The 2,958-nt window shown below is 56.0% G+C and carries 2 protein-coding genes; both read left to right on the top strand.

What is annotated here, in order from left to right; genetic code table 11:
• On the top strand, positions 1 to 760 hold a 760-nt coding region (locus tag FBQ85_28785), incomplete at its 5' end, for a M24 family metallopeptidase (GenBank protein ID MDL1879130.1).
• A 152-nt stretch (positions 761 to 912) separates the two neighbouring features.
• Positions 913 to 2,958, top strand: a 2,046-nt coding sequence (locus FBQ85_28780; protein MDL1879129.1) for a 2-oxoisovalerate dehydrogenase, incomplete at its 3' end; no start/stop codon positions are given.

Below are 2,958 nucleotides of genomic sequence, written 5' to 3'. Positions count from 1 at the left end.
GGCGCTGATGCCGTTCTTGACCAGCGTATTCGCCACCGCCTGCACCGGCAGGTCGGGACCGACGGAAATCACACACGATCCCATCACGTCGCGCGCTTTCGAACACATCGCTCCGCTGATCAAACCCGGCTGCAATGAAAATGAGATTGCGCAAGAAATTCTAAACATGTTTCGAGAAAATGGCGCAACCGGCCTGGCCTTTCCGTTGATTGTCGGATCCGGCGCCAACGCCACACGGCCGCACTACAGCGCCAATAATGCCGTCATGAACAAAGGCCTGGTCGTGATCGATATTGGCTGCAGCGTCGAAAATTATGCCAGCGATATGACGCGAACCTTCGCGGTGAATGGCCGCCTCTCTGCGGCAGAACGCGAGTTGATGGACATTGTTATTGCTGCCGGCGACAGCGCCCGTGCGCATTTGAAGCCCGGCGCAACCATGCGCGACTTGCATGAACGCGCGGCACGGGTCATCGCTGCTGCGGGCTTTGGCCCATATTTCACACATATGCTCGGCCATCATGTCGGGCTGGAGGTGCATGATCCACAAATCAATACACTGGCAGCGGGCATGGTGATCACGATAGAACCGGGCATTTACATTCCTGCAGGCGCGGCGGTGGATTCGGTTTATTGGAATCTCGGCGTGCGCATCGAAGACACTTACATTGTGACGGAAAACGGCTTCGAACAAATCACGCATTTTCCGCACATCTGGCCGGCGCGCGGAGATTCTCTTCCGGCGCGTTTCGATCCATGAAAAACTTGAGCGCGTTGAGATTTTGCGCAAAGTTGCCGCCCGTTGCCTCAAAATTAGGGTTGCAAAATAGAGATTATTTGTTACATTGAACGAATTTTTCGCAAATACGCAAAACATCTCATTCAACATACTGGAGGTATATTGTGGCTGTTATGCATGCTGTTTCTCGCAGCGCAGAAGCGCCCAGCATTAATGCACAAACGGCGCGTGAATGGTACCGCCTGATGCACACCGGCCGGTTGATCGATGACCGGGCCTGGATTCTCTTCAAACAAGGCAAGGGTTGGAGCTATCTCGCCACCTGCTCGGGACACGAGCCGATTCAATTGGCGCTGGGCCTTTCCTTTCGCCCCAACAAAGACTATCTCTTTCCCTATTACCGCGATCAATTGACCTGTCTGGCCGCCGGACTTACGCTCGACGAAATCATGTTAAACGGTTTGAGCCGGCGCGATGATGTTGCCGCAGGCGGCCGTCACATGTCGAATCACTTTTCCAAACCGGAAATCGGCATTCAAAACACCTCGAGCTGCGTCTCGAATCACGCGCTGCATGCCGTGGGTGTGGCGCGCGCGGTGAAGTATTACAAATCCGACGCCCTCACGTTTTGCAGTTTCGGTGAAGCCTCGGCCTCCGAAGGCTATGTGTTCGAGGCGTTCAACGGCGCAAGCCGGGAACAGTTGCCGGTGATCTTCGTCATTCAAAACAACAAATACGGTATCAGCGTGCCGGTACACGAGCAAACCGCGAATGAAATTGTTGCGGACAATTTCGTCGGCTTGAAGCATCTGCACATCATTCGTTGCGACGGCACGGATCCGATTGACAGCCGTTTGGCGATGGATGAGGCGATGGATTACGTGCGCACCGGCAAAGGCCCGGCGTTGGTGCACGCGCAATGCGTGCGCATCGGCCCGCATTCCAACAGCGACAAGCAAGAATCCTATCGTTCCGACCAGGAAATCTCCGAAGTCGCGACGCAAGATCCGCTGCCGCGCTTTCGCGCATACATTCTTGAAAAGGGTTTGTTGAGTGAAAAAGAGCTGGGCGAGATCGAGGCGGAAAACAAGCGTCTCGTGAACGAAGCCGCCGCCCGCGGCGAGGCCGCGCCCACGCCGGATCCCAATTCGATTTATGATTTTGCCGTGGCGCCGGTGTATGAAGCCGAAGAAACGCCCACGCCCGCCAGCGATGAAAAAGAAAAAATGCGCGAATCCATCAACCGCACGCTGCATGAAGAGTTCAAACGCAACCCGCACACGTTTTTATGGGGCCAGGATGTGGCGTCAAAGGACAAGGGCGGCGTGTTCAACGTCACCAACGGCCTGCAGCAGGCGTTCGGCAAAGGCCGTGTGTTCAACGCGCCGATCGCGGAGGATTTTATTGTAGGCACGGCCAACGGCATGGCGCGTTTCCGTGAGGATATGTGGGTGGTGGTGGAAGCAGCGCAATTCACCGATTATGTTTGGCCCTCGATGGAGCAGATGGTGGAGTTGAGCCATGAATATTGGCGCACCAACGGCAAGTTTTTGCCGAACATCATCGTGCGGCTGTCGTGCGGCGGCTACATCGGCGGCGGGCTGTATCACTCGCAAAGCGCGGAAGGCGTGTTCGCGAATTTTCCGGGCTTTCGCATCGTCATGCCCTCGTTTGCCGATGATGCCGCCGGCTTGTTGCGCACCTCGATGCGCTCGCGCGGGGTGACGATTATGTTCGAGCCGAAGTTTCTCTACAATCATCCCATGGCGCAAACGTCCAAAACCGGGGCGAACCATTTTGTGCCCTACGGCAAGGCGCGCATTCGCCGGCCGGGCAAGGATTTGACCATCGTCACTTACGGCAATGCCGTACATTGGTCGCTGAAAGCGGCGGATAGACTGGCCGAAGAAGGCTATGATGTCGAGGTCGTCGATCTGCGTTCGCTGGTGCCATATGACATGGAAACGGTGCGCGCTTCGGTGCAGAAAACCAATCGCGTCATCGTTGCCAGCGAAGATCACAAAACCGGCGGTTTTGGCGGCGAGGTGCTGGCGAGCGTCAGTGAGGAATGCTTTAAATTTCTCGATGCACCGCCGCGGCGTGTGTGCACTAAAGACACGCCCATTGGCTTCAGCCGCATTCTCGAAGCCGAGATTCTGATCAGCGAAGAGGATATTTATCAAGCCGCGCAGGACGTGCTTCACGCTGCGGCTGTGATT

The sequence above is a fragment of the Cytophagia bacterium CHB2 genome, from assembly GCA_030263535.1.
Taxonomy (GTDB): domain Bacteria; phylum Zhuqueibacterota; class Zhuqueibacteria; order Zhuqueibacterales; family Zhuqueibacteraceae; genus Coneutiohabitans.
This window is presented reverse-complemented; position numbering and strand designations above follow the sequence as displayed.